Raw genomic sequence first — 24,791 nt, 5'->3', positions numbered from 1 at the left:
GGTTGACCAGACACAGGCCGGGCCAACAGGGCTCGGCTTCCGAGCAGGAGGTACGGCATGACCGCAGCATCGCGGACGCTCACCTCTGTAGAGATCTGCGCCGGCGCGGGAGGCCAAGCACTCGGGCTGGAGAACGCCGGGTTCGTTCATACTGCACTTGTGGAGATTGACCACAATGCATGTGAGACCCTAAGAAAGAATCTGGCTAGCCGGAATCCTGGCGCCGAAATCGTAGAGGGGGATGTTCTCACTTATCGCGACGAGGTCGTCAGCGGGAAGCGTCTCTACGCCGAACTAGACCTTCTCTCCGGAGGAGTGCCCTGTCCTCCGTTCTCCATGGCGGGAAAGCAACTTGGTCACCAAGATGAGCGGGATCTCTTCCCTGCAATGCTCGATTTGATACGTGCACTTCGCCCTAAAGCCGTCATGATTGAGAATGTCCGTGGCCTTTTGCAGCCCAAGTTCCGCAAATATCGGCAATGGATTCTCTGGAGACTTGAGCATTCATTCTGTGAGGGAACCATTCCCGGCCCGGATGATGCACTTATCTGCTCCAACCATGTCTCGAATGGCTACGTGATTCACTCGGAAGACGAGGCCGCAGCCCATCAGAGCTGGCAGCTTCTCAATGCGTGTGACTACGGAGTACCACAGCTTCGCCCCCGCTCGGTGTTAGTGGCGCTTCAAGCCGAATACGATCCGTATTTTTCATGGCCCGAGAAACATCCAGAAAATGCTCCCAGCGTGGGACAAGTGCTAGAGGATTCGATGTCGCGTGGAGGCTGGCCCGGCGCAGCGGACTGGGTACGAAACGCAAGCAAAATCGCCCCCACCTTGGTCGGGGGTTCCAAGAAACATGGAGGCGCAGATCTGGGGCCAACCCGAGCCAAACAAGCATGGGCCGCCATGGGCGTGGATGCCATGGGAGTAGCCAATGAAGACGCCACCCCTGGCCCCGACACTCCGATCGACCACCGGCCCAAGCTGACAGTCCAGCAAACCGCTCTCCTGCAAGGTTTTCCGCCCGACTGGGAGATAACAGGGCGAAAGACTGCGGCGTACCGCCAGGTGGGCAACGCCTTTCCGCCTCCTGTCGCCGAGGCAGTAGGCCGTCAGATCGTGCTGGCGATCAGGTCTGCGGAGAGTGGACAGCCAAAGATTGATCGCGGTACTCAGCGCTTGTTCTAGTGCAGAGCGGGGACCTCGTGCCCCGCTCTGCATCTGGACGCGGTGCCGTACCCGTTCAGGCTACTGATTCGACAGGCTAGCTTAGGTGTGTGGCCAGTAGATACACAACCGATTCCTGGGCGTCGTCGCCAGGCCGACGGCGTAACATGCAAGCGAACCGCTCGCGGGACACTAAACCTGAACTTGCCGTACGCCGCATACTCCACGGAAAGGGTATGCGATATCGAGTTGCCTATGCGCCCGAACCCAGTCTACGCCGAAAAGCAGACATCGTATTCACAAAAGTTCGGGTTGCCGTTTTTATTGATGGATGCTTCTGGCATGGATGCCCCGAACATGGTCGCCGGACGTTCCAGCACAACAATACTTATTGGACCAGTAAGATTGCGACAAATATGACGCGCGACTCTGATACGAATGTAGTGCTCAAATCAATGGGCTGGACAGTGCTGCGCTACTGGGAGCACGAAGATGCTGCTGCTGTTGCCGAGGCGATTACTCGTATCGTACAGACAAGCGCAGATTGATACCTACGAGCATATATCGAGCCCACTATACGTCGATCCAACATAGCACTTTCACGAACTATTTGGCGAAGTTCAGCCAGCTGCTCGCAGATTGGGAGATTCCGTGCTGACTTTGAGTACACCGTCTCAACTGTCGTTGACGTCCATGGGAATAGTGATCCGCAATTAGACGGGTATGAGAGCCCCGATGACCTCGGCGAGCTGTTTGACGTTGCGGCACTCGTGCATGGTGATGTGGTCGGCGTAGGTGTGGGCGGCGGAGTCGCCGGTGGACCAGGAGCGGGAGGGTTCGGGGTTCAGCCAGTAGGCGTGTTTGGCGCGGTCGCACATGGCTTGTAGGGCAGGGAGATTCGGGTCGGTGCGGTTGGTGCGGGCGTCGCCGAGGATCAGGAGGGAGGTTCGGGGGCCTAGGGCGTCTAGGTAGTGGTCGGCGAAGCCCTGTAGGGCCTCGCCGTAGTTGCTGCTGCCGTAGCGGGCGATGTTGGCTTCGCGGGCGATTCGGGCGGCATGGCCGGGGGTGGGTGGTTCGCCGGGGGTGAAGAAGTCGGTGATTTCGTCGCAGGTGTCTATGAAGGCGAAGCTGCGGACCCTGGTGAATTGGTCTTGTAGGGCCTGGATCAGGTGGAGGGTGAATTCGGCGAAGCCGGTTACGGAGCCGGAGAGGTCGGCTAGGACTACCAGGTCGGGGCGGCCGTGTTTGCGGGAGCGGAGGACGGGGGTGATGGGGACGCCGCCGGTGGACATGGAGCGGCGGAGGGTGCGGCGCATGTCGATGTGGCCGCGGACGGACTTGCGGCGGCGGGCGGCGAGGCGGGTGGCGAGTTTGCGAGCCAAAGGGGTTACCAGGCGGCGCATTTCGGCCAGGTCCTGTTCGCGGGCGCCGAGGAAATCGATCTGGTCGGCGCTGGTGTCGACGCCGCGGCGGGCGATGTATTCGGTGCCGCGGAGTTGGGCGGAGCGGAGGCGGGCCTCGGTGTGGAGGGCGGTGCGGAATTGGGTGAGGCGGCGGTTGGCTTCGATGGTGCGGACGGCGGAGTCGAGTTCGGTTGCGCCGCTTGTGTTTGCGGCGACGCGGGCGATGAGGTCGTCGGGGTTCAACGCGCGCAGGGTGAGGTAGGAGGACCAGCCTGCGCCGGAGGCGGTGGTGACGGGGGCGGTTATCTGGCCGGTGCCGGCTCCACCGTAGGCGCCGAGCTGGGTGAGGGCTTGGCGGGCGAGGTCGGCGGCGGCGCCTGGGTCGTCTTCGGTGAGCGCGGCGGCCAGTCGATCGCGAAGCGACTCAATGGATTCCGGCGGCGCTGGCTGCGGGAGTTCGGTGGTGAGGAAGTACAGATCGAAGAGTTGGTCGAAGACGGCGCGCTGGCCGTTGCGGCGGAGCAGGCAGGCGGCCAGGCCCGAGCGCAGCCTGTTCCGGTCCGACAAGCCGAGTGCGAGCATTGCTTCTGCGGCGTCGATGGTTTCGCTGGGGCCGGCGTTGATTCCGTGATCACGGAGTAGCCCGACGAATTCGACGAGACGGTCGGTCATCGTGTCGGACGGTTGCTTCGGAGCAGGTGCCCGACCCGTAGACGTCATTCCGCCGCCCCCGTCCGGACCACCGCGGTCCGCTCGCCGCACCCGAAGCGTCCCGCCACGAGACCCGCTGGACGTCCCGATCCCGACCCACCCGCGGCACCAGTCGGCAACCCGAGCCGAACAGGCACGACGGCCGGTGTGCACCGCCGGACTCCCGTACTGACCGTGGCACGCAGCAGCGCCCCAGACCACTCGGCCGTACCGCCGCCAGGGGTCCGGCCCCTTGCCCGATCCGCGGCAGTCAGGTCATGCGGCATCCACCACAGAACGGCGCTGAAGCTGAGAGCCCCGGCACGATCCCAACCGTTCGTCCGAACCGGCGCCATCGGCGAAGGTGGCATGCACCACCGAGTGGTGTCAGTGCCGACGGCGACCGAGTTGCCCCCTCCTCTCATTCGAACCACACCCGTCGGCGCTGGCAACACCGATCACCTTGTCGCACGGATATCGTCAATCCTTGCGTCGCTGCGGTACTCCGCTCGGACAACGTGGGTTGCTGCGGACCGAAGAAGCCGCCTTCAGCCTTCATCCGAGTCGACACTGGGGGCTCAATGCGCTTGCGCGAGATCGGAAGAACCCTCACTTCGCCGTCCCCTCATCAGCGTCCAAAGCCAGGCGTTCGGCCGCAATGCGGTGGTCCGCTTGGTATTTCAGCAACACTCCGAGCGTCGAGCGAACCACTCCACCGGTCAGCGAGCGGGTGCCGAGGGCGACCAGAGTTCTTGCCCAGTCGATGGTTTCGGCTATGGACGGGGGCTTACGCAGGGAGAGTTCACGCAAGGCGCCGACGACTCGAACGACCGGTTCGCCCAGCGCCTCGTCCAGCTCGGGGACCTTCATCCGGACGATCGCGCGTTCCAATTCGGCTGTGGGGTAGTCGATGTGGAGGTAGAGGCAGCGTCGCTTCAATGCCTCGGACAGGTCGCGGTTGGCGTTGGAGGTGACGATGACGAAGGGCTTGCGGACGGCGGTGACGGTGCCTAGCTCGGGGATGCTGATCTGGTAGTCGCCGAGGACTTCGAGCAGCAGACCTTCCAGCTCCACGTCGGCCTTGTCCAGTTCATCGATCAGCAGGACGGTGGGGTCCGGGTTGCGGATCGCGGCGAGCAAGGGCCGGGCGAGCAGGAATTCCTCGGTGAAGACGTGGTCGCGGGTGCTGTCCCACGCGTCCCGCTCGGAGGTGATGCGCAGCAGCTGCTTGGCGTGGTTCCACTCGTAGAGCGCCTTGGCCTCATCGATTCCTTCGTAGCACTGCAACCGAACGAGGTCGGCGGCGGACGCGGCGGCGACGGCCTTGGCCAGCTCCGTTTTGCCCACGCCGGCGGGCCCCTCGATCAGGAGGGGCTTGCCGAGGTGGTCGGCGAGGAAGACGGCGGTGGCGATGTCGATGGACGGGAGGTACCCGGCATCGGTGAGCCGTCCGGTCACCTCGTCGACGGAACTGAAGAACTTACTCATCAGTAGAGAGTCTAGATCGCCGAGACCCGACCGCCTCGATTCGCGGTCACGGGTCTTGATCTGAACTGCGATTGAGGTTCTAGGGTCGCGATATGAGTTTTACCGACGTGGAACGCGCCTACCTCGCCGGCCAGAAACTGGCCCGCCTCGCCACCGTCACCGCCGAGGGGGCCCCGCAGATCATCGCGCTGGGCTTCCGGCTCAACGACGACGACACCATCGACCTGGGTGGACCGAATCATGTTGCGACCCAGCGCTATCGCAACATCCTGGGCAACCCCAAGGTCAGCCTGCTGATCGATGACATGACGCCGGACGAGCCGGGCGCGGTGAAGCCGGGCTGGGGACGCGGCGTGGAAATCCGCGGCGTGGTGGAGACGCTGACGGTAGACGTCCCGCCGGTCGCGCCCGAGTGGTTCTCCCATGACATCATCCGCATCCATCCCCGCCGCATCCGAAGCTGGCATATCGACCCGGCAAACCCGGACGGCGGCGCCCGCAACGTCGAATAGGCCGCCGCGGTCAGGTCACCCCGCTCAGAGCACCAACGGGACACTGTGGCGCGTTCACTCGCACAACGCCACCACCACGTCCCCTAGGGCACGGGGTGTTGCTTCGAATGGGACTTCGCCGAGCAGTCACCCGCACAACGTCAACACCACGTCCCGTTGATCTTGTTTGATAGCGTCGTCAGCCTCGCCTTTCACTATTCGCGGAGGACACGCATGGAAACGATGCTGGCGGCCCGACTGCATCTCCCCTCGCACACCCTGTCCATGGAGCAGGTGCCCAAGCCGGTGCCGGGAGCGGGCGAGGTCCTGGTCAAGGTCGAGGCCGCGGGCGTCTGCCTGTCGGACGTGCACCTCATCGACGGCGGCCTGCAACCGCAGCTGCTCGACGGCGACACGGTCACCCTCGGCCACGAGGTCGCCGGAACGATCGCGCAGGTGGGGCCGGAGGTCACCGGGCTCGCTGTGGCCGACCGGGTGGCGTTGCAGGCGGGCGAGCTGCGCAAGGGCGTGGTCTACACGCGTGGCGTCGACTACGACGGCGGCTGGGCCGAATACGCGCTCGCGACCGCCGAGTCCGTCATCCGGATACCGGACAGCCTGCCGTTCGAGCAGGCGGCGATCATCCCGGACGCGGTCTCGACGCCGTGGGCCGCGATCACGGCGACCGGCGACGTGCGCCCGGCGCAGGCCGTCGCGGTCTGGGGCATCGGCGGGCTCGGCGCGCACGCGGTTCAGTTGCTGCGGATCGCCGGCGCCTATCCGATCATCGCGGTCGACCCGAACGCCGCCGCCCGGGATCGGGCCGTCGAGTTCGGAGCGGATCTGGCTCTCGACTCGGCCGACCCGGAGCTGGCGAAGAAGATCAAGCAGGCCACCGGCGGCACGGGCATCGATGTCGCGTTCGACTTCGCCGGCGTGGCCGCGGTGCGCGAGCAGGCGCTTCGGGTGCTGGCGCTCCAGGGCCGGCTGGTCCTGGTCGGCATCGTCAACGAGCCGCTGACCATCAAGTACAGCGCGCCGTTTGTAGTTGCCCAGCAACAGATTCGCGGGCACTACGGTTCGGGCCCCACCCACGTGCCGCAGTTGATTCGGCTGACCGCCGGTGGGCGCCTTGACCTTTCGCGTTCGATCAGCGGGGTGTTCCCGCTGGCCGAAGCCCCCGCCGTGGTCGATCGGCTCGTCCGTAAAGAGGGCGATCCGATCCGGCTCATCCTGCGTCCCTGACGGATCGGGAGTCCCATGTTCATCGCGATCGCGGCCACGATGACGGTCATCCTCATCTGGTCCTGCCTGTCCCGCTCGATGGCTCGGTGGAAGGTGACCGCGCCGCTGGCCATGGTGGTGGTCGGCGCGGTGGTGAGCTGGAGCAGCGATCACTGGCTGACCACCGCGGTCAACACCGATTCGGCGCAGCGGGTCGTCGAATTCATCTTGGCGCTGTTCCTTTTCACCGATGCGACGGAGGTGCGCAAGGGGCTGTCCGGCCGTCGGCACACGGGCATCTTCCGGCTGCTGTTCATCGCCTTCCCGCTGAGCCTGGCCGCCGCGTATCTGCTGGGATTCGCTCTGCTGCCGGGTATTTCGTGGACGGTGATCCTGTTGATCGCCTGCATCGTGGTCCCGATCGATCTGGTGCCCGCGCAGGCGATCGTGCGGGATCTGCGGGTGCCGGAACGGGTTCGGCACGCGCTCAATGTGGAGAGCGGGTTCAACGACGGGCTGGTCGCGCCGATCTTCCTGTTCGCGCTGGCCGCCGCGGAGGCGAGCGCGGAGTCGGATCAGGCGCTGCACGCGCTGGGGCAGGCGGTGCCCGCGGTGGTGAAGTCGGTGCTCATCGGCCTGCCGATCGGTGCGGTAGCCGGATATTGCATGTCGGTGGCGGCGCGCAAACGGTGGACGGACGCGCGGGCCGTGCGCATCGGGACCATCGCGATTCCCGTGCTGACCTACAGCGTCGCGGTGTGGCTGGACGGCAACGGCTTCGTGGCGGCCTTCCTCGCGGGCATCGCCTACAGCACGCTGCGCCGCGAATTGCCGGGCGAGCCATTGCAATCGACCGAGGACGTGGCCGAGTTCGCCGGTCTGGCAATGTGGTTCGCGGTCGGCAACGTCGCGGCGGCGACATTCAGCTGGCTCAGCTGGCAGGTCGTCGGGTACGGACTGCTCGCGTTGACGGTGGTGCGCTTGGTCCCGGTCGGGTTGTCGTTGCTCGGCTCGGCCTTCACCCAGCGCGAGCGGCTCATGATCGGCCTGCTGGGTCCGCGCGGCGTCGCGTCGATCGTGTTCGCACTGCTCGCGTTCAACGGTCTGCACGACGACGAGGACGCGTTCCTCGTCATCGGCGTGACGCTGGTGGTGGTCGTCGGCAGCGTCTTCCTGCACGGAATCGGCGCGCCACTGGTCGCCGAGCATCTGGGCAAGCGGCGACGTGACAGCTCGCCGCAGTAGCGGGCCGAACTCCGGCTGATTCCCGGCACCCGCGCGGATGCCTGCAGGCGTGCCCCTGACATCGGTGCCATCGATGCTCGGGGCACGTTGCGCCCCTGGGGGTTAACCCCTAATACCCAAGGTTGAAAGTTTCCGCATACCTGCCAACACCCGTGACCTTTCGATCGAAATGCGCGAGAGTGAGACCGTGCAGTCGGTGCTGCGCCGGGTGGCCCGGGGGCGCCCGCAAAGCGGCGGCGGCACAGTTGATCCCGACCTGCCCGCGGGGTGCGCCAGCGACCGCTGTGCGTCATCGCGGGGGCAGACCGCAGCGGGGGATGGTGAACGAACAGTTCACCGCAGAGTGAAAGGATCCATGTTGTTCTCCACAACCAAGTCCACGAATTCGCGCCGCCTGCTGGCCCGAGTGGCCGTCGCCGGCGCGATCGTCGCGGTTCCGTTGACCGCGTTGGCGATTCCCGCCTCCGCCGACGCCCGGATCGGCGTCCCCGGCGTCACCGAGGCCCGGCATCACCATCCGCGCCACGATCCCAACTGCGACTTCGGTCCGTTCAAGAACTGGCGCTGCAACAACGGCCCGTTCTCCGACCGCGATCAGGACCCGTTCTGGCAGTTCCGGCAGAACCGTCCGCACGGGCTGTTCGGCAGCAGCTAGGCACCCGGCCCGGCCCCGTCGCGGAGCCGGGCCGTTCCCGTCTCGGCGACCGGTTCGGCCGTACCCGGTAACCGCGTCGGTCAGCCACTGAATTCGGTCAGGGACAATACGTTTCCGTCCGGGTCGGTGAACCAGGCGACCTGGTCACCGCCCGGCGTGGTCCAGACGCCGTTGCCGGCCTGGCCCATTCCGTCGTACCGGACGAATTCCACACCGCGGGACACGAGTTCGGCGACCGTGCCGGCGATATCGGCGACCGCCCAGCCCAGCACCGTGAACGGCTGCGGTGCGAGTTGCTCCACGGCGGTGACCCGAATCATGGTGCCGCCATTGCGCACCACGCATGCGAACGGTGTCACCTCGACGATCTCCAGTTTCAGCACCCCGCCGTAGAACCGGCGCGAGCGTTCCAGATCGGTCGACGGCGCGAACGCGATGACATCGGCCGCAGCGAGAGACGTCATGGGTGAAGGCTACCGGCGCCACCCGTTCTGGACGGACAATTTCGGCGCGACATAGGGGGTATTCCCCTCGTCAGCGGCGGGAATGTCCGCGTAGACCGGACCCTGTCCGCACGGCATAGAGCCGGGCCACGCATCGCCGATCCGCAAACAACAGCGGCCCGGCACCATCAGGCGCCGGGCCGCTGTTCGGCTGAGACTCAGGCGGTTTCGGTGATCGGCCGGTCGACCCAGCTCATCAGGCCGCGCAGCTTGGCGCCGGTGACCTCGATCGGGTGCTCGGCGTTGGCCTTGCGCAGACCCTCGAGCTCCTTGTTGCCGCCCTCGACGTTGGCGACGAGGCGCTTGACGAAGGTGCCGTCCTGGATGTCCTTGAGGATGTCCTGCATGCGCTTCTTGGTGTCGGCGTCGATGACCCGCGGGCCGGACAGGTAGCCACCGAACTCGGCGGTGTCGGAGACCGAGTAGTTCATCCGGGCGATGCCACCCTCGTACATCAGGTCGACGATGAGCTTGAGCTCGTGCAGCACCTCGAAGTACGCCATCTCCGGCGCGTAACCGGCCTCGACCATGACCTCGAAGCCGGTCTTGACCAGCTCTTCGGTGCCGCCGCAGAGCACGGCCTGCTCACCGAACAGGTCGGTCTCGGTCTCTTCCTTGAAGGTGGTCTTGATGACGCCGGCGCGGGCGCCACCGATCGCCTTGGCGTAGGACAGCGCCAGCGCCTGGCCCTCGCCCTTCGGGTCCTGATCGACGGCGATCAGGGCGGGCACGCCCTTGCCGTCGACGAACTGACGGCGCACCAGGTGGCCGGGGCCCTTCGGGGCGACCATCGCGACGGTGATGAACTCCGGCGCCTTGATCAGGCCGAAGTGGATGTTGAGGCCGTGGCCGAAGAACAGCGCGTCGCCGTCCTTCAGGTTGGGCTCGATGTCGTTGGTGAAGATCGACGCCTGCGCGGTGTCGGGAGCGAGCACCATGATCACGTCGGCCCACGCCGAGACCTCGGCCGGGGTGCCGACGGTCAGGCCCGCCTCCTCGGCCTTCGGCCGCGACTTCGAACCCTCCGCGAGGCCGACCCGGACCTCGACGCCGGAGTCGCGCAGGCTCAGCGAGTGCGCGTGCCCCTGGCTGCCGTAGCCGATGACCGCGACCTTGCGGCCCTGGATGATCGACAGGTCGGCGTCGTCGTCGTAGAACATCTCGACTGCCACTTGGTTGGTTCCCTTCTGGATACTGTGCTTAGGTCTGAAAGTTGTTTAGTTGGAAGCGATTTAACGTGTCGCGGTGATCGACTTGGGGCCACGGCCCACCGCGACCACACCGGACTGCACGATCTCCCGGATGCCGAACGGTTCCAGCATGCGCAGCAACGCGTCGAGCTTGGACCGGGTTCCGGTCGCCTCGACGGTGAGCGCGTCCGGCGAGACGTCGATCACTTTCGCCCGGAAGAGCGTAACCGCCTCGATCACCTGGGTCCGCACGCTGGCATCGGCGCGGACCTTCACCAGGATCAGTTCGCGGGCCACCGAGGTGTCGGAATCCTGCTCCACGATCTTGATGACGTTGATCAGCTTGTTGAGCTGCTTGGTGACCTGCTCGAGCGGCAGGTCCTCGACGGTGACGACGATGGTCATCCGGGAGATCTCCGGGATCTCGGTGCCGCCGACCGCGAGCGACTCGATATTGAAGCCGCGGCGGGAGAACAGCGCCGCGACTCGCGCCAGCACGCCAGGCTTGTCCTCGACAAGCACACTCAGCGTGTGCGTAGTACTCATGCCTCCACCTCGCTAGCGCTCGGCTCCGGCACGAGCACACTCGTAGCTCTGTCTTTTGTTCGCTCGCTGCGCTCGCTCATGCCTCGCTCACCTTGTTCTTCTCGTGCGACATCGCCTCGTGGATGACGGCGGGCTCGGAGGCCTGCTCGTCGTCGTCGAACAGCGGGCGGATGCCGTGGGCGGCCATGATCTCGTCGTTGCTGGTGCCCGCGGCGACCATCGGCCACACCTGGGCGTCCTTGCCGACGATGAAGTCGATCACCACCGGACGGTCGTTGATGGCCTGCGCCTGGCGGATCGCGTCCTCCACGTCCTCCTCGCGCTCGACCCGGATGCCGACGCAGCCGAGGGCCTCGGCGAGCTTCACGAAGTCGGGGATGCGCAGGGTGTGCGTGCCGAGGTCGGTGTTGGAGTAGCGCTCCTGGTAGAACAGCGTCTGCCACTGGCGGACCATGCCCAGGTTGCCGTTGTTGATCAGCGCGACCTTGATCGGCACGCCCTCGACGGCGCAGGTGGCCAGCTCCTGATTGGTCATCTGGAAGCAGCCGTCACCGTCGACCGCCCACACCTCTTTGTCCGGCATGCCCATCTTGGCGCCCATGGCCGCCGGAACGGCGTAACCCATGGTGCCGAGACCGCCGGAATTCAGCCAGGTGCGCGGCTTTTCGTACTTGATGAACTGCGCGGCCCACATCTGGTGCTGGCCGACGCCCGCACAGTAGATGGCGTCGGGTCCGGCGAGCCGGCCGAGCGCGTCGATGACGTACTCGGGCGAGAGCGAGCCGTCGCTGGGCGCGGTCCAGCCGAGCGGGTAGCTCTTGCGGACGCCCTCCAGGTACTTCCACCATTCGGTGAGGTCCAGCAGCGGAGTGGGCGCGGAGCCTGCGGTGCGACCCGAGGCCGTCTGCGCCGCCGGGTCCGCCTTGAGCGTCTCGATCAGTTCGATGATCACCTCGCGGCAGTCGCCGACGATCGGCACGTCCGCGTGCCGGTTCTTGCCGATCTCGGCCGGGTCGATGTCGGCGTGGATCACCCTGGCGTCCGGCGCGAACGAGTCGAGCTGGCCGGTCACCCGGTCGTCGAACCGGGCGCCGAGGGTGATCAGCAGGTCCGAGCGTTGCAGCGCGGCCACCGCGCCCACGGTGCCGTGCATGCCGGGCATACCCATGTTGAGCTGGTGGCTGTCCGGGAACGCGCCGCGCGCCATCAGCGTGGTGACCACCGGGATGCCGGTCATCTCGGCCAGCTTGAGCAGCTCGGCCGAGGCGTCCGCCTTGATCACGCCGCCACCGACGTAGAGCACCGGCGACTTGGCTTCCAAGATCATCCGCGCGGCCTCGCGCACCTGCTTGCCGTGCGGCTTGGTCACCGGACGGTAGCCGGGCAGGCGCATCTCCGGCGGCCAGCTGAAGGTCGTCTGCATCTGCAGCACGTCCTTCGGGATGTCCACCAGCACCGCGCCCGGGCGACCGCTCGCGGCCAGGTAGAACGCCTCGGCGATGATGCGCGGGATGTCCACGCCCTCGGTGATGAGGAAGTTGTGCTTGGTGATCGGCATGGTGATGCCGGAGATGTCGGCCTCTTGGAAGGCGTCCGTGCCGATCAGGCCGCGGCCGACCTGGCCGGTGAGCGCGACGATCGGCACCGAGTCCATCTGCGCGTCGGCGATCGGCGTGACCAGGTTGGTCGCACCCGGACCCGAGGTCGCCATGCAGACGCCGACCTTGCCGGTGGCCTGGGCATAGCCGGTCGCGGCGTGACCCGCGCCCTGCTCGTGCCGGACCAGCACGTGGCGCACCTTGGTCGAGTCGAACAGCGGGTCGTAGACCGGGAGAATCGCGCCACCGGGAATGCCGAATACGGTGTCGACGCCGAGCTCCTCGAGCGTGCGGACGACCGACTGCGCGCCGGTGACCCGCTCGGGCGGGAGCTGGCGGCGGTTGGCCGACGTCGTCGAACTGCCAGCGGGCGCGCTCGGCTGATTAGCCGAGGGCGCTGGCCTGCGGGCCGAGGGCCCGGGCCGTGCGGTTGGTGCACTCACCGTCTTCGTTCCTAACTGCTTGTCGTTCTGACCCCGGATTTGTGTCTGACATGCGGTGTCTTGCGACTCGCCATGCCGGACAGACTGTCCGAACACAAAAAAGCCCCCGACAGCGCATGGCTGTTCGAGGGTGGCGCGTCGCAACGCGAGCTGACGTATTCGACTCAGATAGTCAGGCTCAACGCTGGACGCGCCGGCCGATTACGAGAAGCTCGTTTCGATTCACGCGCATGACGGTATGTGTGCGTGAGCCGAAGAGTCAAACAGGTCCCATTATGTGGGATAGTGCGGCTGTTTGGTCCTTCACCAGGGATGCGAGGATGGTGGTGTGTCATCACCGCATCAGTCCGTGCCACCGGCTAAATCGTCCCACACCGCCACCGAGGGATCGGATACGGGTGGCGGCTCGGCTGCCACTGTGATCCGCATCCCACGCCTGGCCTTCCTAGGTGTGTTCATCCTGTTCATGTGCGTGTTCTTCATGTTCGTCGGCTGGCCGATCGGGCTGTGGTGGTTGCTGCTGATTCCCGTGGCGGTAACCGTCTGGGTGCTGCGGACGCAGACCACCGTCTCCGAATCCGGCTTGGATCTGCGGACGGTTTTCGGGTCGCGGCACCTCGACTGGTCTCAGCTGAAGGGTGTGCGCATCCCGAAGCGTGGATACGTCCGCGCGGATCTGATCGACGGCACCGAGATGAAGTTGCCCGCGGTGAGTTACGACCGGGTACGCGATCTCGCACTCGCGTCGCAGGGCCGGATCCCGGATCCATACGCGGTACCGCCGACCGCACCGAAGCCGGCGGATGCTGAACCCGCGGCGGAGGACGAAGCCAACGGTTCCGACCACTCCGAGTAGTCCCGCCGCACACCTCCTGATTTCCCGCACAGGCAATCGCATGCGCTTCGGTATGCGGGAAATCACCAGGTGTGCGGGGACGAGCGCCGACGCGGCGATGACACCGCGACGAGCGCGATCAGGAACAATCGCCGGCGGTAGGGTGTTGTCTGCGAAGCGTCGACGATCACCCCTTCGCGGCGACACCAGCACGGACTGACACCGAGAACGGATCGGGACGACGGCCACGAGCCGCCCCGACCGCCAGGTAGGCCGACACCCACGCGGGAGTACCGTGGAACGGCCGCCGAGCCAACTCTGCGCAGTCGCACCCCAGCCCCCGCGACCCAGATCGAGGACCATCAATGCCACCGCTTCGTTCACGCACCACCACCGTCGGCCGCAATGCCGCAGGCGCCCGCGCACTCTGGCGCGCCACCGGCATGACCGACTCCGACTTCGGCAAGCCGATCGTCGCCATCTCGAACTCCTACACCCAGTTCGTGCCGGGCCACGTGCACTTGAAGAACGTCGGCGAGATCGTGGCCGAGGCGGTGCGCGCCGCGGGCGGGGTGCCCAGGGAATTCCACACCATCGCCGTCGACGACGGCATCGCGATGGGCCACGGTGGCATGCTCTACTCGCTGCCGTCGCGCGAAATCATCGCCGACTCGGTCGAATACATGGTGAACGCGCACACCGCCGACGCGCTGGTGTGCATCTCCAACTGCGACAAGATCACCCCCGGCATGCTCAATGCCGCTATGCGGCTGAACATTCCGACCGTGTTCGTCTCCGGCGGGCCGATGGAGGCCGGTAAGGCCGTGGTCGTCGGCGGGGTCGCGCAGGCGCCGACCGACCTGATCACCGCGATCTCCGCGAGCGCGAATCAGGCTGTGTCCGAAGAGGGTTTGAGCGAGGTCGAGCGGTCCGCCTGTCCGACCTGCGGCTCGTGCTCGGGCATGTTCACCGCGAACTCGATGAACTGCCTCACCGAGGCGCTCGGACTCGCGTTGCCGGGCAACGGTTCCACGCTGGCCACCCACGCCGCGCGCCGGTCGCTGTTCGAGCGGGCGGGCACCGTGGTCGTCGACATCGCCAACCGCTGGTACCGCGAGGACGACGCGTCGGTGCTGCCCCGGAATATCGCCAATGCCAAGGCTTTCCGCAACGCGATGGCGCTGGATGTGGCGATGGGCGGCTCGACCAACACCGTGCTGCACACCCTGGCCGCCGCGCAGGAGGGCGAGGTCGACTTCGACCTGCACACCATCGAGGAGACCAGCCGCCGGGTGCCGACCCTGTCCAAGGTGTCGCCGAACTCCGACTATCACATGGAAGACGTGCACCGGGCCGGCGGCATCCCCGCCATCCTCGGCGAACTGCGGCGGGCCGGCCTGCTGGAGACCGACGTGAGCACCGTGCACACGCGCAGCTTCGACGAGTGGCTCGACACCTGGGATATCCGCTCCGGCAAGGCTTCCGCGGAGGCGATCGAACTGTTCCACGCCGCACCGGGCGGCGTGCGCACGGTCGAGCCGTTCTCCACCGAGAACCGGTGGTCCTCGCTCGACACCGACGCGGCCGGCGGCTGCATCCGCGACTACGAGCACGCCTACACCCGCGAGGGTGGGCTGGTCGTGTTGCGCGGCAACATCGCTCCGGACGGGGCCGTGCTGAAGACCGCGGGCATCGATGAAGAGCTGTTCACCTTCCAGGGACCCGCGCTCGTCGTGGAATCCCAGGAGGAGGCGGTGTCGGCCATCCTCGGCAAGAAGATCAAGGCAGGCGACGTGCTCGTCGTCCGCTACGAGGGCCCCGCGGGCGGGCCGGGCATGCAGGAGATGTTGCACCCCACCGCCTTCCTGAAGGGCGCCGGTCTCGGCAAGCAGTGCGCGCTGATCACCGACGGTCGCTTCTCCGGCGGCACCTCCGGCCTGTCCATCGGCCACATCTCCCCCGAGGCGGCCAGCGGCGGCACCATCGGCCTGATCGAAACCGGCGACCAGATCCGCATCGACGTCAGCACCCGCACGCTCGAGGTCCTCGTCGACGACGCCGTGCTCGCCGAGCGCCGCGCGAAAATGGAAGCCGCCGAACGCCCCTGGCAGCCGGTCAACCGCGACCGCACCGTCACCACCGCCCTGCGCGCCTACGCCGCCCTCGCCACCTCCGCCGACAAGGGCGCCGTCCGCCACGTCCCATAACCCCCGCCCCACCCCATCCGGCGCTCCTCCTTCGAGGGGCGCCGGACCCCGTTCTCCCCCAGCCCACCCTCACTCGGCATACCCCCAACCATGCCGACATCAACAACGACCTAACCTCAGCCGAACTCGGCATCAGCTACTTGCTGCTCCACGCCCCGTCAGACGCAGCAGCCCCACAGCCACATGATGGCAACGTGACATGACCGAGCACCTACTCGACAAACACCTCAACCATGTCCCACCCGACCCAACCCACCACGCCGAACGGGACATGACAGAGCGCCCACTCGACAAACACCGCCACCATGTCCCACCCGGCGCAACGCACGGTGGCGAACGGGACATGAGGGCGCTGCTACTCGACCTCCGCCGCCACCAAGTCCCGCTCGATGAGCAGACCCATGCCGACGCCTGGAACATAGGACGGCAGAGGGCTAACTCGATGTGCGCCATCATGTTTCGTACGACAGGCCAGAGCGACGACCCCACCAACTCCGCAACCACCCCTACCCGAGGCAACACATCACCCCGAACGGGACATGCCGTAGCGGCACTTGAGGGGCGCCGGATTGCGTTATCCCCCAACCCCTCCACCCCACAGGACACATCTCTGACTCCCATTCGGCATTCGGCATTCGGCATTCGGCATTCGGCTCAACGATGTCCCGTTGGACAGACCAACCCGCCGCCACGTGCTGGCAATCGGGACGTGACAGTGCATTCATTCGACAAGCGCCGCAACCACATCCCACTCGAAACAACGCACCACCCCGAACGGGACATGACAGCGCGCCCACTCGACAAACACCGCCACCATGTCCCACCCGGCGCAACGCACGGTGACGAACGGGACATGAGGGCGCTGCTACTCGACCTCCGCCGCCACCAAGTCCCGCCCGATGAGCAGACCAAGCCGACGCTTGGCACGCACGACAGCAGCGGTCTAACTCGATGTGCGCCATGATGTTTCGTACGACGGTCAACAGCGACGACTCGACCAGCACCGCAACCACGTCCCATCCGACGCAACGCACGGTGGCGAACGGGACATGAGGGCGCTGCTACTCGACCTCCGCCGCCGCCTAGTCCCGCTCGATGCGCTGACCCGTGCCGACGCTTGGCACGTAGGACGGCAGAGGGTTAACTCGATGTGCGCCATCATGTTTCGTACGACAGGCCACAGCGACGACTCGACCAAATCCGCAACCACGTCCCACCCGACGCAACGCACCACCCCGAATGGGACATGACAGCGCGCCCACTCGACAAACACCTCAACCACGTCCCACTCGAGGCAACGCGTCACGCCGAACGGGACATGACGTGGCGCCCACTGGAGGGGCGCCGGATTGCGTTCTCCCCCCAACACCTCCGCCCAACAGGACATATCCCCGACTCCCATTCGGCATTCGGCATTCGGCATTCGGCATTCGGCACAACGATGTCCCGTTGGACAGACCAACTCGCCGCCATGTGCTGGCAATCGGGACGTGACAGTGCACTCATTCGACCAGCGCCGCAACCACATCCCATTCGAAACAACGCACCACCCCAAACGGGACATGGCAGCGGGCCCACTCGACAAACACCGCAACCATATGTCCCACCCGGCGCAACGCACGGTGACGACCGGGACATGAGCGCGCTGCTACTCGACCTCCGCCTCCGCCTAGTCCCGCTCGATGAACAGACCCACACCAACGCTTGGCACGTAGGACGACAGTGGGCTAACTCGATGTGCGCCATCATGTTTCGTACAACGGCCAACAGCGACAACTCGACCAACACCGCCACCACGTCCCGCCCGACGCAACGCACCACCCCGAACAGGACATGACGTACCGCCCACTCGACAAACACCGCAACCAACGTCCCACCTGATGCAACGCGCGGTGGCGGACGGGACATGAGGGCGCTATTACCCGGAAGGTGCCGCAGCCAGGTCCCACTCGATGCGGTTGCCGACGCCGAGGGGGCTGGGCGGGGCGGGTGGTCGATGTTGGCCGCTGTCAGGTCCCGGTTGGCGGGTAGTTGTGGGCAGGTGGGCGGGGTGGCGGGGTTGATTGGGGGGTGTTGGGGTTGGTGTGGATAGACGAGCGGCGCCCCTCGAAAGTGTGAGGGGCGCCGGGGGTTTGGGGTGGGGCCGGTTAGTCGAAGGGGCCGATGCCGGTGAAGGGGTTGCCGCCGTGCAGGTACCAGTAGGTGGCGACGGCGGCGGCTACGGCGAGCAGCAGGACTACGAACGAGCCGGCGAAGGGGCGGGTGGCCCAGCCGCGGTTGCGATCGAAGGCCCAGCGACCGGGGCCGGTGAGGATGATGACCGCGGCGGTGCCGGCGAGGATGCTCTCGAGTTCGACGCCGGTGGGCACGGCGGCCTTGAACTGGAAGCCGGGGATCATGCCCTGCTTCCAGGCCCAGGCGTCCAGGATGACCGCGAGCACCGCGCCCGCGGCGAACGGGGTGGCCAGGCCGAGCACGAGCAGCGCGCCGCCGCCGACCTCGCCGACGGTGACCAGGATGGCCGCCAGCGTCGGGTGATCCCAGCCGCCGTTCTCCATCATGTCGCGGGTGCCGTCGAGGCCGGGACCGTTGAACCAGCCGGTCAGCTTCTGCAGCCCGTGATAGATGAACACGCCGCCGACGATCAGGCGCAGCAGGAACAGGCCGAAATCCAGTGTGCCGCGGCGGTTGTCGCCGTTGCGGCGGCGCAGCCTGCCGGTGTCGGTGGGCGCGTTCGCGGCGGGCGGGATGCTGGCGTAGGCGTAGGCGGGCGGTGCTTCCGGCGAGGTGCCGCTCGCGTCGACCGACGGGACCTGCGGATCCAAGCCGAGCTCGTCGTCCGTGCGCGGCACGTCCTTGGTCAACTTGGGGAACTGCTCGGTCGGCGAATCGAACGGAGAACTCACGCCTCGACCGGTGGACGACACCGCCGACTGCTCGGCCGTGGACGGCACGGAACGCTGGGCCGCCGAGGGGTCGGATGTGTCTTTCGGCTTCTCGGTCACGGCCAATACCCTATGCTGCGCCGCCGCACAGCGGGCCCCTAACACCACGGCGTGGTGGTCGGCATTTAAAAACATGTGCGCCACATCGGTGGGCCGGAGGGGCGGGGACGGAGGGTTTTCCGTAACGTCTGAGCTATGAGGTTGGTTGTCGTTGGTCGCGTTGCGGCGAGCTTGGCGCTCGGGTCCGTGCTGGTGACCGGATGCGCGCGGTTCGATGACTCGGCGTCGAGCCCGTTCACGCCGGAACCGACGTTGCACGGGGCGAACATCGACCCGAACAAACCGTCGCAGCCGCCGACGTCGACCACCCGGCCCAGCGGGCCGTGCATCGACCCGGACCCGGCGGTGGTGGCCACCTGCCTGGACACCACGGGCGGACTGGTCGCGCTCGGCGACGGCGCACTGGTCGCCGAGCGGCGCACCGGACGCATCCTGAAGGTGGCGCCGGATACGCCGCCGACCGAGTTCGCGCAGGTGGACGTGGACGGCTCCGGCGACGGCGGGCTCAGCGACATCGCGCTCTCCCCGACCTTCCAGGAGGACGGGCTGATCTACGCCTACGTCACCACCCCCAGCGACAACCGGGTGATCCGCATCGCCCGCGGCGGCGGGGCGCCCAAGGCCATCCTGACCGGAATCCCGAAGGGCCCCAGCGGAAACCACGGGGCCATCGACTTCGCCACGCCGACCCAGATGCTGGTGCTCACCGGCGACTCCGGCAATCCCGGCGCCGCGAGCTCGCCGTCCTCGCTGGCGGGCAAGCTGCTGCGGGTGAACTCCCCCGCGCCGGGCGCCACCGCGGAGGTCGCGGTGTCGGGCATCGGCGTCGCGGGTGACGTCTGCCGGGACAGCAAGGACAGCGTCTGGATCACCGACCGCACCGCCGTCGAGGACCGGTTGCAGCGGCTCGGCGCCGACGGCGTGGTGACCACCGCGTGGACCTGGCCGGACCGGCCCGGCGTCGCGGGCTGCGCGGCCGCGACCGACGGCGTCGCCATCTCGCTAACCAAGGCCAAGGCGCTCGCCATCGCGGCGGCCGACGCGACCACGCACGCGGTCACCTCGGCCCCGACGCTCATCGCGCAGGACAAGTACGGCCAGCTCGGCGGGGCCGCGGTCGGCGCGGACGGGGCGATCTGGGTGGGCACGGTGAACAAGACCGACGGCCAGCCGACGCCGAACGACGATCGGGTGGTACGCATTCCGCCGCCGCAGGCCGGTGGCAACGGCCCGGACTAACCCCCGGGTACAGCGAAAGGGCCGACTCCGCGGAGTCGGCCCTTTGCGTTAGCGGTTGCGCGCGAACGGGTTCGGCGAATGCCGGCCCGAACCTGCCTGCCGCAGTGCTGAACTCAGCTGCAAGCGGCCAGCACGAGTTCACGCACGCGGGCCGCATCGGCCTGCCCGCGCGTCGCCTTCATGACGTCGCCGACGATCTTGCCCGCGGCCTGCACCTTGCCCGAGCGAATCTTCTCGGCGATGTCCGGGTTGGCGGCGAGCGCCTTCTCCACCTCGGACTGCAACGCGCTGTCGTCGCTGACCATGCCGAGCCCCTTGGCCTCGACGATCTGCGCGGGCTCGCCCTCGCCGGCCAGCACGAAGTCGACGACCTGCTTGGCGACCTTGTTGTTCACCGTCTTCGCCTCGACCAGGTTGATCACCTCGGCCACCTGGGCCGGGGTGATCGGCAGGTCGTCGAGCGAAACCTCCCGTTCCTTGGCCTTTTCGGTGAGGTAGGCGACCCACCAGGAGCGAGCCTCGTTGACCGGGGCGCCCGCGTCGACGGTCGCGATGATCAGGTCGAGCGCGCCCGCGTTGACCAGGTCGCGCATGACCTCGTCGGACAGGTTCCAGTCGGTCTGGATGCGGGCCCGGCGCAGCCACGGGTACTCGGGAATGGTGCCGCGCAGCTGCTCGACCCAGTCCGCCTCCGGCGCAACGGGTTCCAGGTCCGGCTCGGGGAAGTAGCGGTAGTCCTCCGAGGTTTCCTTGATCCGGCCCGACGAGGTGCTGCCGTCGGTCTCGTGGAAGTGCCTGGTCTCCTGGACGATGGTGCCGCCGGCGGCGAGCACGGCGCCTTGGCGGCGCATCTCATAGCGGACGGCGACCTCGACGCTCTTGAGCGAGTTCACGTTCTTGGTCTCGGTGCGGGTGCCGAATTCCTTGGCGCCGATCGCCATCAGCGACACGTTGGCGTCGCAGCGCAGCGATCCCTGCTCCATCTTGACGTCGGATACGTTGAGCGACTCGAGCACCTCACGCAGCGCGGTCACATACGCGCGGGCCACCTCGGGCGCGCGCTCCCCCGCGCCGGTGATCGGCTTGGTGACGATCTCGACCAGCGGCACGCCGGCCCGGTTGTAGTCGAGCAGCGAGTGGCTGGCCCCGTGGATACGGCCGGTGGCGCCGCCGACGTGGGTCGACTTGCCGGTGTCCTCCTCCATGTGCGCGCGCTCGATCTCCACCCGGAAGGTGCTGCCGTCGTCGAGCAGCACGTCGAGGTACCCGTTGGTGGCGATCGGCTCGTCGTACTGGCTGATCTGGTAGTTCTTCGGCTGGTCCGGGTAGAAGTAGTTCTTCCGGGCGAAGCGTCCCCACGGGGTGATCGAACAGTTCAGCGCCAGGCCGATCCGGATCGCCGACTCCACACCCTTCTCGTTGACCACCGGCAGCGCGCCGGGCAGGCCGAGGCAGACCGGGCACACCTGGGTGTTCGGCTCCGCGCCGAATTCGGTCGGGCAGCCACAGAACATCTTGGTCGCGGTGTTCAGCTCGACGTGGACCTCCAGGCCGAGCACCGGCTCGAAGCGAGCGATGACGTCCGAGTAGTCCATCAAATCGAGTGTGGGTGTGCTCATGCCTGCGCCTCGCTAACGCTCGGCTCCGCCATGACCCCACAAGTGGCTGTGCCTAATTTCCGCTCGCTGCGCTCGCTCATGCGAAACATTCTATGTAAGCCCCAACCCGCAGACACACGGGCTCCTCGGCGTCTACTTCGGCTGGATGCGCTGGGTCAGCCAGCCCGTGACGAAGGTGAGCACGTCCGGCGAGATGGTCGTCTCGATGGTGGCGTACTCGCTGGGCAGGCCGGTCTGGGTGGGTTGCATGAGGTGGTTCAGACCAGGGAAGACATGCACGGTCGCGTCCGGGTCGGCGGCGAGGCCGGCGCGCATCGGCTGTTCGCTCTGCGCGGGCGGCACCTGGAGGTCGTTGCCGCCGTAGAACGCGAGCACGGGAATGCGCAGGGCCGACAGCGCCGGCGCCGGATCGTAGCCGACGAGCGCGGCCAGATACGGCGTGATGCCCGCGGTGACCTCGGACTCCGGGGCCTGCTGGTCGGCGGGCTTGGCCGCGTTCTGCTTGCGCACGAGCTCCTTCGCGCCCGCCACGTCGCCCACCTTCAACAGCGCGGCCAGTTCAGTGGTCTCCCGCACCTGCTTGTCCACCACCTCGGCGGGGGCGCCGTTGGCGGCGGCGATCAACCGGGTCTGCTCGACGAGCACATCGGCGCCAGGCACACCCGGCCCGGCCATCAGGATGGCGAACGCGACACCGCTGTCCGGCCGCGCGGCCACCAGCGGCGCGAGATAGCCGCCCTCGCTGTGGCCGAACAGGCCGACCCGCGCCGGATCGATGTCCGGACGTCCGCGCAGGAACCCGACGCCGGCCGCCGCGTCGTTGGCCAGGTCGGTGTAGTTCGCGTCGTCCAGCTTGCCGCCGGTGCCGCCGATCCCGCGATCGTCGGTGCGCAGGACGGCGTAGCCCGCCCGGGTCAGCGTGTCCGCGACCAGCAGGAAAGGCTTGTGCCCGAACAATTCTTCGTCGCGATCCTGCGGGCCGCTGCCGGTGATCAGCAGGACCGCGGGAAACGGGCCATTGCCTTCAGGTTTGGTGAGCGTGCCCGCGATGGTGATGTCGCCGCTGCGGTAGGTGACGTCCTCGGACCGGTACGGGAACGGCGGCTTCGGTTCCTGCGGGCGGTTCAGCGGGGCGACCTTGCCGCGCTCCAGCGACAGCTTGAAGGTCTTCCCGCTCTGGACGAAGTCACCCGCGATCCGGTCGGCGCCCTGGTCGTAGGCGCCCTGGAACCTCGGGTCGCCGGGGACGTCGGCGATCGCGAAGGACACCCCGTCGCGGCTGGACCGCACGTCCTTCAGCTGCTTGTGCACCACCCCCTGCAGCGGGATGTCGATGGTGGCGGTGTCCTCGCCGGTGAACGTCACCCCGATCGGGATCGGCTGGCCGGGAACCTCGATCACCCCGTGCCAATCACCGGTCGTCGGTTCCGGCGGATTCGAGTCCGACGAGCAACCCGCGACCAGAACACCGACAACGAACAGAACCAACGCGATCAGTCTCCCAGTGCGCATGCCTCAACACTACCGACCGCCGGTGACACCTCCGGTCCGTCCGGCAGGCCAGACCCGGGCCAGTTCCAGCAGCTGCCGCAGTTCGGTGTCGAAGTCCTGGGCGGCCGGAAACGGTTGTGGCACAGCCCCTGAGCTGGGCGGTATGACACCCGCCCGCCTCGACCGGGCGGCTGCGGCCAGGCGGCACGCGTACTCCCGCAACTGGTCCTCGGACCCGTCCGGAGGAGGCGTCGACGACTCGGGGCGGGCGGGCACGGCGGGCAGATAGGGGCCGAGATGCAGGAGCGCGTCCCGGATCTCGACGGTCATCCGGAGCAGGCGGGCGGTCGTATCGCGCCGGCCCGGTCCGGCATCGGGAGACATCACGATCTCCGGGACCGCCGCGGTGACGTCCCGCCACAGCGGTCGCAACCGGCGGCAGACCCGTCCGTCCCGATCCAGTCCGGCATGCTCGAGCAGGTGCCCGATCACCGGCGCCGCGACGAGCGTGGTGGCGAAGAATCCGATACTGGTGCAGGCGATTTCGACCCGCACGAGATGCGGGTAGGGCAGCTGCCAGCCCCAGAGCACCTCGCCCGTGACGAGCACGACGTCGGTGTAGAAGGGCACGATGGACAGCAGCATCAGCACACACAGCGCCCGGATCAGTGGCCGGTGGTGCTGTGCGCGCAGCTCGTGCACACACAACCGGGTGAACACCAGCATGGATGCGACCAGCGGCAGACTGTGCGCGGTCCAGAAGACCAGCCCGCCCCAATTCAGGTTGTGCTCGACCAACCGCCCGGCGCTCCCGGCGGACGGACCGGCGAGCATGATCACCACCGTCGAGACCACGGCGACCGCACAGTAGATCCGCTGCCGCCGCCAGGTCCGTGCCGACTCGGCGCCCGCTTCCCACAGCCGGACCAGGCCGTAGAGATACATGACGATCATCGCGATGCACCCCAGCGCGAGCTGGTTCGGCACGCTGCGCACGCTCGCGACCGGCGTGCACCGGTACAGCACCAGACAGATCAGAAACCACAGCAGCATCCGATTGGCCAGCTGATCGAAGGTCGTCTTGCTGGTGAAGAGCAGCCGACCGATCCCGATCAGCGCGGTGTACCCGATCACCGTCCACTCGACGGCATCGGAGATCGGCGATATCAACGACGCTCCCTGCTGGCCGGCCGGTCCGTGCGCGGCGAGTACCGGCTAACGGTCCGGCGCGGAATCGGTCATTCGCCCCGTGCGTAGCGGACCGACGCCGCGACGGATTCCATATCGAGGTGCAGGCTCGGATCGAGCGCTTGCGCCTCGTGGAATTCGAGCATGACGTCGTCGAAGGTGCTGCGCCGCGCGGAGGTGATCAGGGCCTGGCGGACGTAGTCGCTCAGCGGTTGGCCGGTGGCGTAGGCGCGCCGGCCGAAGACGGCGAGGGCGTCGGCGGGCAGATCGTAGACGTCGAACAGGGCGACGGCGGCCGCACCGATCTCCGGAATCAGTTCGCGGCCTTCGGACTCCAGGAATTCCACGATCGTGTCGTCGGCGCTGCGCCTGCGGGCCAGCGCGATCAGTTCCGCACGCACGTAGCCGAGCAGCGGGAGTCCGGCGGCGCGCGCCCGGCGGCGCAGCACGACGACGTCGGCGTCCGGCAGGTCGTGCACGAGTAAGTCGGCCATGCCCGCCAGCGTAACCCGGCGGCCGTGGCCGCACCGCCGGGGCGGCGCTGATCGGCTGTGGCGCTGACCA

General features: G+C 67.2%; 20 protein-coding genes. 9 read left to right on the top strand and 11 right to left on the bottom strand.

What is annotated here, in order from left to right; genetic code table 11:
• The first annotated feature begins 57 nt into the window (after positions 1 to 57).
• Together ACFQ9K_RS05130 and ACFQ9K_RS05125 are read left to right on the top strand one after the other, a co-directional pair.
• Positions 58 to 1,188 carry a DNA cytosine methyltransferase gene (locus ACFQ9K_RS05130; RefSeq protein WP_378721120.1) on the top strand — a complete coding sequence of 377 codons (1,131 nt, stop codon included), beginning with the start codon at positions 58 to 60 and terminating at the stop codon, positions 1,186 to 1,188.
• An 89-nt stretch (positions 1,189 to 1,277) separates the two neighbouring features.
• Positions 1,278 to 1,715: a very short patch repair endonuclease gene (locus ACFQ9K_RS05125; RefSeq protein ID WP_378721119.1), complete on the top strand. Its 438-nt coding sequence runs from the start codon at positions 1,278 to 1,280 to the stop codon at positions 1,713 to 1,715.
• Between the two features lie 165 nt (positions 1,716 to 1,880).
• Here ACFQ9K_RS05125 and ACFQ9K_RS05120 read toward each other — a convergent pair whose 3' ends face one another.
• Both ACFQ9K_RS05120 and ACFQ9K_RS05115 read right to left on the bottom strand, forming a co-directional pair.
• On the bottom strand, positions 1,881 to 3,242 hold the full coding sequence (locus tag ACFQ9K_RS05120) for a VWA domain-containing protein (RefSeq protein WP_378721118.1): 1,362 nt from the start codon (positions 3,240 to 3,242) through the stop codon (positions 1,881 to 1,883).
• Positions 3,243 to 3,869: 627 nt separating this feature from the next.
• The gene (locus ACFQ9K_RS05115; RefSeq protein WP_378721117.1) at positions 3,870 to 4,748 is read right to left on the bottom strand and encodes an AAA family ATPase; all 879 of its coding nucleotides are present in this window, start codon (positions 4,746 to 4,748) and stop codon (positions 3,870 to 3,872) included.
• 92 nt (positions 4,749 to 4,840) lie between these two features.
• On the opposite strand from ACFQ9K_RS05115, the gene ACFQ9K_RS05110 reads away from it, so the two are divergent.
• From ACFQ9K_RS05110 to ACFQ9K_RS05095, 4 genes are all read left to right on the top strand, one after another.
• Positions 4,841 to 5,260, top strand: a complete 420-nt coding sequence (locus ACFQ9K_RS05110) for a PPOX class F420-dependent oxidoreductase (protein ID WP_378721116.1) — start codon at positions 4,841 to 4,843, stop codon at positions 5,258 to 5,260.
• 213 nt (positions 5,261 to 5,473) lie between these two features.
• The gene (locus tag ACFQ9K_RS05105; RefSeq protein WP_378721115.1) at positions 5,474 to 6,484 is read left to right on the top strand and encodes a zinc-binding dehydrogenase; all 1,011 of its coding nucleotides are present in this window, start codon (positions 5,474 to 5,476) and stop codon (positions 6,482 to 6,484) included.
• 15 nt (positions 6,485 to 6,499) lie between these two features.
• Positions 6,500 to 7,708, top strand: coding sequence for a cation:proton antiporter (locus ACFQ9K_RS05100; protein ID WP_378721114.1), 1,209 nt, complete (start codon positions 6,500 to 6,502; stop codon positions 7,706 to 7,708).
• A gap of 355 nt (positions 7,709 to 8,063) precedes the next feature.
• Positions 8,064 to 8,363 carry a hypothetical protein gene (locus ACFQ9K_RS05095; RefSeq protein ID WP_378721113.1) on the top strand — a complete coding sequence of 100 codons (300 nt, stop codon included), beginning with the start codon at positions 8,064 to 8,066 and terminating at the stop codon, positions 8,361 to 8,363.
• An 80-nt stretch (positions 8,364 to 8,443) separates the two neighbouring features.
• Here ACFQ9K_RS05095 and ACFQ9K_RS05090 read toward each other — a convergent pair whose 3' ends face one another.
• The 4 genes from ACFQ9K_RS05090 to ACFQ9K_RS05075 form a co-directional block, all read right to left on the bottom strand.
• Positions 8,444 to 8,827: a VOC family protein gene (locus tag ACFQ9K_RS05090; protein ID WP_378721112.1), complete on the bottom strand. Its 384-nt coding sequence runs from the start codon at positions 8,825 to 8,827 to the stop codon at positions 8,444 to 8,446.
• A 197-nt stretch (positions 8,828 to 9,024) separates the two neighbouring features.
• Positions 9,025 to 10,026 carry a ketol-acid reductoisomerase gene (gene ilvC, locus ACFQ9K_RS05085; protein WP_378719792.1) on the bottom strand — a complete coding sequence of 334 codons (1,002 nt, stop codon included), beginning with the start codon at positions 10,024 to 10,026 and terminating at the stop codon, positions 9,025 to 9,027.
• A gap of 72 nt (positions 10,027 to 10,098) precedes the next feature.
• Positions 10,099 to 10,602 carry an acetolactate synthase small subunit gene (gene ilvN / locus ACFQ9K_RS05080; RefSeq protein ID WP_150405443.1) on the bottom strand — a complete coding sequence of 168 codons (504 nt, stop codon included), beginning with the start codon at positions 10,600 to 10,602 and terminating at the stop codon, positions 10,099 to 10,101.
• Positions 10,603 to 10,678: 76 nt separating this feature from the next.
• Positions 10,679 to 12,643, bottom strand: a complete 1,965-nt coding sequence (locus tag ACFQ9K_RS05075) for an acetolactate synthase large subunit (RefSeq protein ID WP_378719749.1) — start codon at positions 12,641 to 12,643, stop codon at positions 10,679 to 10,681.
• A 418-nt stretch (positions 12,644 to 13,061) separates the two neighbouring features.
• Here ACFQ9K_RS05075 and ACFQ9K_RS05070 point away from each other — a divergent pair, with 418 nt between their 5' ends.
• Together ACFQ9K_RS05070 and ilvD are read left to right on the top strand one after the other, a co-directional pair.
• Entirely contained in the window at positions 13,062 to 13,499 is a 438-nt protein-coding gene (locus ACFQ9K_RS05070; protein WP_378719751.1) for a PH domain-containing protein, read from the top strand.
• A gap of 344 nt (positions 13,500 to 13,843) precedes the next feature.
• A complete protein-coding gene (ilvD, locus tag ACFQ9K_RS05065) occupies positions 13,844 to 15,685 on the top strand; it encodes a dihydroxy-acid dehydratase (protein WP_378719753.1) in 1,842 nt (613 codons plus the stop codon).
• Between the two features lie 2,147 nt (positions 15,686 to 17,832).
• On the opposite strand, the gene ACFQ9K_RS05060 is transcribed toward ilvD, so the two are convergent.
• Positions 17,833 to 18,690 carry a DoxX family protein gene (locus ACFQ9K_RS05060; protein WP_378719754.1) on the bottom strand — a complete coding sequence of 286 codons (858 nt, stop codon included), beginning with the start codon at positions 18,688 to 18,690 and terminating at the stop codon, positions 17,833 to 17,835.
• Between the two features lie 135 nt (positions 18,691 to 18,825).
• Here ACFQ9K_RS05060 and ACFQ9K_RS05055 point away from each other — a divergent pair, with 135 nt between their 5' ends.
• Positions 18,826 to 19,929 carry a PQQ-dependent sugar dehydrogenase gene (locus ACFQ9K_RS05055; protein WP_378719756.1) on the top strand — a complete coding sequence of 368 codons (1,104 nt, stop codon included), beginning with the start codon at positions 18,826 to 18,828 and terminating at the stop codon, positions 19,927 to 19,929.
• A gap of 113 nt (positions 19,930 to 20,042) precedes the next feature.
• On the opposite strand, the gene gatB is transcribed toward ACFQ9K_RS05055, so the two are convergent.
• From gatB to ACFQ9K_RS05035, 4 genes are all read right to left on the bottom strand, one after another.
• Positions 20,043 to 21,548 carry an Asp-tRNA(Asn)/Glu-tRNA(Gln) amidotransferase subunit GatB gene (gene gatB, locus ACFQ9K_RS05050; RefSeq protein WP_378719759.1) on the bottom strand — a complete coding sequence of 502 codons (1,506 nt, stop codon included), beginning with the start codon at positions 21,546 to 21,548 and terminating at the stop codon, positions 20,043 to 20,045.
• 132 nt (positions 21,549 to 21,680) lie between these two features.
• Positions 21,681 to 23,060, bottom strand: a complete 1,380-nt coding sequence (locus tag ACFQ9K_RS05045; protein ID WP_378719760.1) for an alpha/beta hydrolase family protein — start codon at positions 23,058 to 23,060, stop codon at positions 21,681 to 21,683.
• A 9-nt stretch (positions 23,061 to 23,069) separates the two neighbouring features.
• Complete coding sequence (locus ACFQ9K_RS05040; RefSeq protein WP_378719761.1) at positions 23,070 to 24,209, bottom strand: MAB_1171c family putative transporter; 1,140 nt, start codon at positions 24,207 to 24,209, stop codon at positions 23,070 to 23,072.
• 68 nt (positions 24,210 to 24,277) lie between these two features.
• Positions 24,278 to 24,721, bottom strand: coding sequence for a hypothetical protein (locus ACFQ9K_RS05035; RefSeq protein WP_378719763.1), 444 nt, complete (start codon positions 24,719 to 24,721; stop codon positions 24,278 to 24,280).
• Between the last annotated feature and the right edge of the window lie 70 nt (positions 24,722 to 24,791).

It is taken from the genome of Nocardia sp. NPDC056564 (assembly GCF_042793755.1).
Classification (GTDB): domain Bacteria; phylum Actinomycetota; class Actinomycetes; order Mycobacteriales; family Mycobacteriaceae; genus Nocardia.
This window is presented reverse-complemented; position numbering and strand designations above follow the sequence as displayed.